The following is a 7,969-nucleotide window of genomic DNA, read 5'->3' on the forward strand; positions in this document are numbered from 1 at the left end:
AACTTCGGTAATTTGGTTTGCGAAAAGAAATCCTTCAACAACTTTAATCCTCCCTCGAGGGAGGTGACCGTAGGTCGGAGGGTGTTACACTGTCCATGCCTCACCTGGTTTAAGTTTTTAGCATAGCGGTGACTTGGAGCTATAATTTATTCAAGTCTTCTGACTTATGAAGTACACATCTGCACAGAGTTTTTCTACTTCACCTGGGTTAGCTCGAACCCCTGACTTTCAAATTAATTTTACCAGTCTCCGGTTAGTGATTACTGCCTACCCAATCTTACCAGGTCACCGAATTCTTGAAAGCACTGAGGCACAGTTAGATGTCCCTGAACCGCCTATATTCATCACCAGGCCTGAACTGGCATCGGGAACACTTAGACCGAGGGGCTGGCCGGTAAGCTGTTTGTAAATGTAGGCATGCATGGATACTCCTGTGGCTCCTATGGGGTGGCCTTTGGCTTTCAATCCACCGGAGGCGTTGATGACACATTGACCGCCAGGGAATACGGTCTTGTTTTCAATGGCTTCAAACTCCTTTCCGGGTTGTGCGAGGCCAAGAGCACTATAAACAAGCATTTCCGTAATGGTAAAACAATCGTGCACTTCTGCTAACTGCATGTCATTTATAGTCATACCTGCCTGCTGCAAGGCCTGCTTTGCTGCATGCGAGGCTCCTTCTAAAAAGGCATCGGATTTATGCACACCAAAAGTATCGAGGTAATCACTGGCATTGTAAAATCCTTTTAAAGCCACGGCGGAGCCTTTCGAGGACTCCCCTGCTGCTTCCAAAACCAGCGCTGCTGAGCCATCTGAGATAAGTGAACAGTCGTGCAGTCTTAGAGGTGTGTTTACCATCGGGTTTTTTTCATCAGGCAAGGACATAATCTCTTCTGCTGTTCTGGCTTTTTGTAAATGTGCCAGCGGGTTTTGTGCAGCATTTGTATAGTTCTTAGAGCCAATTTTAGCCAACCAGGGCCTAAGTTGCTCTTCGGTATAGCCATATTTTTTCATCCATCCGTTGGCCAATTGGGCAAACATACAGGGAGCGGTTACATCTTTTGCACCTTCTTCAGGCCAAAAAGTTGCCAAAGCCAGGGAGCGAGTTACTCCTTTGGTATCCAGGGCTGTCATTTTCTCAAGTCCTATCACCAGTGCTCGCTTTATCATCCCGGATTTAATGGCCATGGCGGCCATATGTACTGCAGAAGAACCTGAAGCGCAGGCATTTTCGGTGCGGTACATGGGTTTGTGACGTAAGCCTGGCATGGCATTTACACCATAGGAAGCAATATTTTCCTGGTTATTGAAGCTTCCTGCACTGAAATTACCTACGAAAACGGCATCAATATCTTCTGCATTCCGTTGTGAGTCTTGCAATGCTCCTTTGACTGCATTTTCATATAGGCTGTAAAGGGTTTCCTCTTCAAGCTTTCCGAACCTGGAATTATAAGCACCGATAATATTTACTCCTCTCATAACATACCGTTTCTTTCAAATATAAACCAACAGCAGGCCATGTAAAAGAAGATGTAAACTTTAATTGATTTATGGATAATATGGAAATGTTGTTTTGCCTTGCCTACTGCTTTTTCTTTCTTCGGCGTTTGTCCCACCATACATATAAGACAAAGAGTACGATACTCACTATAGAGCCCCAAAGCAGTCCTGTTCTTAAACGCTCGCTGTTCTCTCCCAGATACGCAATAAATACTGTTAATGGCGTAATACCTATTAAGGTGGCTCCGATGAACCGCCAGTAGCCCATTCTTAATATTCCTCCCACAAAACTGATGGCATCATTGGACAGAAACGGTGAAATACGTGTAACAATTACGGCCCAGAACCCATAATCTTCAATGAAAGATTCAACCTTCTTTTCTGATTTTTCCCCCAGGAGTTTCTTAACGATGGGCGGGCCTAAATAGGCTCCTATAATATAACCTATGGTGGATGCACAAAAAACGGCTGCCAATATGATCAGGCTGCCCCAGATTGGTCCATAAGCAAGTACTGAAACAACCATCAAAAGCGGCGTAGGTATTACCAGCAGAAACATCTGTATGATCATGGAAAGCACAATGACCACCGGACCGAAAAAGCCAAACTGATCAACCCAGCTCCTGATCCGGGATTCATTATCACTGGTAAGTACATCCCAGGTATTTTTAAGGAAATCCTGAACACTGGGAATTAAGAGATAACTCAACACCAGCGCAGCAATGATGCCAATAGAAATGTACAAGGGCGCTTTACTCTGCTTAACCGATGTGGTACCTGCTATGGAATCTGACATAGTGTTTGTTTCTTAGACATTCTTCAAGTTTCCGTTCAATTAGCTAACCTTAAATAATGGTGTTTGTTTAAAGCAAAACACAACAATTTGAATTGCCGCAACTTAAAAATCAGCAACACTACTTTCAGCTTAATGACAAACTTTATATTTACAATAGAAAACTAAAAGTTAATTGACCTGCATGGATCAGCTCATAAGCCCGGAGGAAACCTATAATTTGATCAGGCGCCTGAAAGCCTCAGGCCTCCCCTGGGACTATGACCCCGAAAAGCACAGGATAACTATAGAGACTGACATTAACAGTGAAGAAAACATAAAGGTCCGCCTGCCTGTAAACCTCCCTCATATCGATAAGCTGGACAATTGGGACGACAGCGAAGAAAGTATTGGTTACATACTCATCCTCATACAGGCGGGGAAAGCAGCTTTAGGGTATTTTGATGATGATATTATGCTCGATCATAAGGTCTTTAAGTCTTATATGGTGCGAAAAAAGCAGGGAAAGAGTCAGGTTAAATACTTAAAGTCCAAAGGTAAATCCCGGGCAGGCTCACGGGTAAGGCTGGCGAATACTGTACATTTTTTTGAAAGCATCAATGAGCGCTTGCAGGAGTATTTTGAGGATTATGAGATCAACAGAATAGGCCTTAGCTGCTCTAAAACTTTACTTCCGTACCTATTCAGTTCAAAGGTCAGTTGTCCGTTCGACAAGAAGGATGAACGATTGTTTAAGATTCCCAAACACATTCACACGCCCGGTTATGATATCCTGGTCGACACACAAGAGTGGCTTCTTCAGGGTGAAATAAAGTATCCGAAAGAGTTGCAGTCAAGGGTGGACTTGCTGCTTCGTTGACAATTTGCTGTTTACTAGTTTACTGTACATGTCACCACTACAAAGAGTACCCGGGTACCGTAAGCCCCCTATAGCCTTCCGGTACCGCGGATCTCTCGTATCAATGGCTATTCGTTAGCATTGAAAATGTCTTCTGGTTTGTTCTTTTTGTGGAACCTGTAAACTACGCCCACATTGATCAGGTAGTCGGCAAAGGCGGCATCTCCATGTCGCGGCTCTCCGGTTTCACGTTCGCGTTTTTTATCGAGGTAGCTTTGGGTCCTGTTTCGCTCTATGGCAACCGGTACGCTTGCGGTAAGCAGGAAATTCCTCACCTGATAATTTAAACCGGGCTCTACTGAAATGGCATATCCAGGCCTTCTGTAGGCATCACTCCCTCCTATGAGGTCGTGAACGGGCACGCATTCCATGCGGCCTCCCAATGAAAAGCCCAGACCATGCAAAGGTGTGGCATAAATCATCCCAAGCCTGGCAGCATACTGGTCCGGTGCCGCATACGGGTCAGCTCCTTCCCTCCTTCTGGTACCATTATCTTCCTTAGGATTGACCAGATAGTAAAAACTTCCGTTAAGAATAAATTTTGGGCTCAGTTGATAGAAGCCCTGGGTTTCAAGGGTGACACCAAGGCCACCGTCGCCTGGCTGAATAGACTGGTCTACCGGACGGATGACGGTTTCTCCGTCGGGCCCGGCATTATAAAACTTGCCTTCCACATCATAGTCACCTGTTGGTAATTTTAGTCCCATAGCCAGCGCAATGTTTGCTGATGGGTGTTTCTCCGGGTTTAAAAACCAGTATCCGGTAGCAATGCGGATATCGGCAAGGCCTTTTGCGTAAGTCTTGTGCCTTTCCCCCAGGCTGTTGCCTCCGTGTTCATACATGGAAGAGCGCTCATGGTAGACGAATGGTATCGTCAGCGATGCATAAAACCTGTTAGCAAAGGCATAAGTATAGGAAAAGTCAGCAAAATAGGAGTCATTAATCACCTCGGTTCCGAGTTCAAGGCGTTCTTTCTCTTCTTCCGTGCCTCTGAAATGCCTGAACGACTGGAAGTAGCGAAAGTTTAAACCTACAACAGATTCTCCCGGTTGTAGAATAGCGCCACTTCCAACTCCGGTGCCACAACCGGAAAATGAACGGATAGCCACACAGCCTTGCGCATGAAGACTGGAATAAGCATAAAGGCTTAAAAAAAATATAGTAAGGGTTAGGGTAAAGTTTTTCATGATATGTTAATGTTTGTCCGGCGGACAAAACCTGTATTTAGCAGCTTTCATCCTACCGGTTTAGTTTACATCATGCAGGTTCCGTCGCCTTAAGCGGCGATCCCCCGCACTGGTGGATTTGGGTTAACTTAAGTTGAATTTATCGGGTCAAGCTGAAAACCTGTAGGACAAAATAGATCAGAAAATAAAGCTTGCAAGGTGATGTTTACATTGAGTTTTGTAAACCATCTATTGCTGTTTTAGCTTTGCTTTCAAATATAGTCTGACAAACATAGAGACGAAAAGTAAACGTCTCCCCGGAAATTCGGCTTGATGCCCTTTTATAGTATCAAACAGAGATATGAAAGACCAATCAAAATAGCATCGAAAACTACCTATAGGTGTCAGGGACACATCCGGCAATGATCGGCTTATACAACATGTACGATCAGTCTTTTAACAAATTTTAGGGGGAGGTGAAGGTACGGAGATAAAGTGTGTCAGCCATTTATTATGATAATCTCCAAAAGTATTTGACCATTCAGCTCCTTTCTGCACATTCAGGTACAGTGAAAGGAGAAATATAAAATCTTTGGACATTGACTTCCACATTTCCACATTTCCATTTTTTGAAACAGGTATACTGGTAAATGAAACCGCCCAATCCCGAAGTGCATCATGGAGTTCTTCCATTTTATTGTCATTGACATAGAGCAGGTGTAGGGAATCCTGGGCATACTTATACTTTACAAACCGGTAAAACTTTCCATTGATCTGAATAGACCCTGAAGCTGCCTGATATTCCTGTTGATCTGCACTGTATGGTAATGAAAGTGGAGTGGAAATCTTTCGTAATTCACTGGTATTAAGGGCAGTACCTGACACTTTCTGCTGCCAGTGGCTCTCAATTTTATACCACATGATCATGTATACGCCGTAGTAGCCCAGATGGTAGGTCAGGAAAATGCAAAGAAATATTATGGAGAAAAATCTCTTCATGCATATGGGGTAATAAAGTACATATTAGAGATAAATCCTGATATTTCAAAGTTTCATGGATGGCGAGTTTACCATCCACTGTTCTTTGCCTATGGTTTTTCTGGTTCTCGAAAGTCGTTCTTACTCTTTGAAAACACTGGTGAACTCGAAACGCGTGCCTTCAAAAAGGCCTTTGTCGCTCAACTTTAGCGAAGGTATAACCAGTAAGGCCATAAATGATAAGGTCATGAACGGCGAGTTGAGCTTGCTACCCAGTTCTTTGGCCATTTTATCAATGGCTTTATATTGTTTGGCAACTTCATAGCCATCTTCTGGTGACATTATTCCGGCAACGGGGAGTTTCACTATCATACTTTTGTCACCTCCAACGGCAGATACTCCACCCTTAGCTTCTATGATCATATTCACGGCTATGGCTATGGAGTCGTCATCCACACCAACAGCTATGATGTTGTGGGAGTCGTGCCCAACTGATGATGCAATGGCACCTTTGGTTAAACCAAAGTTCTTAATGAAAGCTATTGCAGGGGCGGCATTCTCATACCGATTAACTACTGTAATTTTGAGAATATCGCGGGCAGGATCTGATACAGCATAGCCATTTTCAGCTTTAAGGTCGTAGGATAACTCATTGGTGATCAGTTGTCCGTCCATAGCTTCGATCACCCTTATTTCCTTTCCGTTAGCTTCAATGCCAAAATCTGACGTTTTCTTGAGCTTGGTTTTGAAGTTATTGACTATTCTGTTTTCAACGCTCGGGATTTTGGTAGTTCCGTTTTCGGCTACCAACTCACCATTAACAAAGGTTTTGAGTACTTTGAAATCGTTGGTATTGTTTACCGCGATAAAATCAGCCGGGTCTCCTACCCTTAATTTGCCTACTTGCATACCATAGTGGTCTACCGGGTTTATGCAAGCCGCTTTTAACACTTTAAATAAGTCAATTCCTTTGGCCAGTGCACGTTTTACCAGGAGATTGATGTGGCCCTCCTCCAGATTATCAGGGTGCTTGTCATCAGAGCAGAACATCATTTGCTCCCAGTGGTCGTTCATCAGGTCGATCAGGGCTTCAAAGTTCTTTGCTGCACTTCCTTCCCTGATGAGGATCTTCATGCCATATTTAAGTTTGTCCAGAGCCTCTTCGGCTGTAAAGCATTCGTGATCAGTGCTAATACCCGCAGCTATATACTGTTTGGCCTGCTCTCCTTTAAGACCGGGTGCATGGCCATCCACTACTTTTCCATACTTTTGCGCCAGGGCTATTTTCGCCTTCACTACGGGATCATTATTCAAAACCCCGGGCCAGTTCATCATTTCTGCCAGGTACCTTACTTCATCCTTTTTCAGAAGTTCCTCCACTCCTGCCACGTCAATCTCAGCTCCGGCAGTCTCAAAGGGAGTTGCCGGCACACAGCTTGGGGCGCCAAAGTAGAATTTAAAAGGCACCTGCTTGCCATTATCAATCATGTAGTTAACCCCGTCCACACCCAAAACATTGCCTATTTCGTGTGGGTCTGATATGGTGGCTACCGTGCCATGTACCACAGCCATTCTGGCAAACTCAGCAGGAACTACCATAGAGCTTTCCACATGCACATGGGCATCGATAAAACCGGGAAGCAGGTATTGATCATCAACCGTATCTTTTTCATGGATAGCTGTGATGGTTCCATCTTCAACCACCACTTCACCCTTGTATATTCTTTGGTTTTCTATGTCTATGATGTGCCCTGATATATGCATGTTAGTATTGAAATTTTAGTCTTGAGTATTGAGGGTCAGGCATTTGAGCGGACTGCTTAATATTCTTTGTTTGCAGATGGCTGGTCAACCTGATGCAGAACTTAAAGCTATTCTTAAATTCCTGATCCAAGTATAACAATAACTGCCGAATTTGGCACGGGATTTATATTTTTAGTCTTGAGTATTTCGTCGGGTGTATTAAGTGTAAGTGGTACTCCGTCCGGAGATAATGGGATAGAACGTAAAACCAGTGTGAATGTGTCGGAAAAGCAGTAACTCACAAGGTAAAGTTGACCATTGAAGCAAGATAAAACTGCGCCTATTGCCATTTCATCCTGATTCGCTGCTGCCTTTGCCGATTGCTATCAACAACTATCTATAAAACACTGGGGCGAAAAGTTGTGTCTTCTCAGAAATTCAGTTTGTTCCCGGAAAAGCCTACTCCAACTCATTATAAGAAAGCACCTGTTCTGAATGACCGGGTACAATACATTCGTATGCATAGGTTTCGAATGAAATTGTATAAGGATAACAAATCAATATTTGAGCAGCAAGACTGCGAATGGCATGACTTTCCTCAATGTTGTCATTATTTTCCCCATTATTCAACAACACCAGCGGTTGTACCCTCTTAAAAGATGACAGCGGCTTGTGTGTCTTTACAATAACCTGCAACCGCTCCCCTGGCTCTACTTCTACCTCTTGTTTAGCTTCTGACGAGCCTTGAACTTCAGGCTTAGAAATGCCTGTAGCAGCGTTTTCTTCGCTGTATTTCTCCGCTGCAAAAAAGAATAAAATAAAAGGCGTTAGAAACAATCCCCTCTTTAACAATTTAATCATACCATTTCTCCGTGTTAATATTCACCTGTTTTA

The 7,969-nt window shown here is 43.7% G+C and carries 7 protein-coding genes; 1 reads left to right on the forward strand and 6 read right to left on the reverse strand.

Annotation, left to right across the window (positions count from 1 at the left end; all coding sequences use genetic code 11):
* Window positions 1–285: 285 nt before the first annotated feature.
* Both E1163_RS04585 and E1163_RS04590 read right to left on the reverse strand, forming a co-directional pair.
* The gene (locus tag E1163_RS04585; protein ID WP_155169971.1) at window positions 286–1,476 is read right to left on the reverse strand and encodes a thiolase C-terminal domain-containing protein; all 1,191 of its coding nucleotides are present in this window, start codon (window positions 1,474–1,476) and stop codon (window positions 286–288) included.
* Between the two features lie 103 nt (window positions 1,477–1,579).
* Window positions 1,580–2,293 carry a TVP38/TMEM64 family protein gene (locus E1163_RS04590; protein WP_155169973.1) on the reverse strand — a complete coding sequence of 238 codons (714 nt, stop codon included), beginning with the start codon at window positions 2,291–2,293 and terminating at the stop codon, window positions 1,580–1,582.
* A gap of 181 nt (window positions 2,294–2,474) precedes the next feature.
* Here E1163_RS04590 and E1163_RS04595 point away from each other — a divergent pair, with 181 nt between their 5' ends.
* On the forward strand, window positions 2,475–3,149 hold the full coding sequence (locus E1163_RS04595; protein ID WP_155169975.1) for a hypothetical protein: 675 nt from the start codon (window positions 2,475–2,477) through the stop codon (window positions 3,147–3,149).
* A 107-nt stretch (window positions 3,150–3,256) separates the two neighbouring features.
* Here E1163_RS04595 and E1163_RS04600 read toward each other — a convergent pair whose 3' ends face one another.
* The 4 genes from E1163_RS04600 to E1163_RS04615 form a co-directional block, all read right to left on the reverse strand.
* Window positions 3,257–4,375 carry a transporter family protein gene (locus tag E1163_RS04600; RefSeq protein WP_155169977.1) on the reverse strand — a complete coding sequence of 373 codons (1,119 nt, stop codon included), beginning with the start codon at window positions 4,373–4,375 and terminating at the stop codon, window positions 3,257–3,259.
* Window positions 4,376–4,810: 435 nt separating this feature from the next.
* Complete coding sequence (locus E1163_RS04605) at window positions 4,811–5,353, reverse strand: hypothetical protein (RefSeq protein WP_155169979.1); 543 nt, start codon at window positions 5,351–5,353, stop codon at window positions 4,811–4,813.
* Between the two features lie 120 nt (window positions 5,354–5,473).
* Window positions 5,474–7,096: an adenine deaminase gene (ade, locus tag E1163_RS04610; protein WP_155169981.1), complete on the reverse strand. Its 1,623-nt coding sequence runs from the start codon at window positions 7,094–7,096 to the stop codon at window positions 5,474–5,476.
* A gap of 438 nt (window positions 7,097–7,534) precedes the next feature.
* Window positions 7,535–7,936, reverse strand: a complete 402-nt coding sequence (locus E1163_RS04615) for a hypothetical protein (protein ID WP_155169983.1) — start codon at window positions 7,934–7,936, stop codon at window positions 7,535–7,537.
* Window positions 7,937–7,969 lie beyond the last annotated feature (33 nt).

The sequence above is a fragment of the Fulvivirga kasyanovii genome, from assembly GCF_009711405.1.
Lineage (GTDB): Bacteria > Bacteroidota > Bacteroidia > Cytophagales > Cyclobacteriaceae > Fulvivirga > Fulvivirga kasyanovii.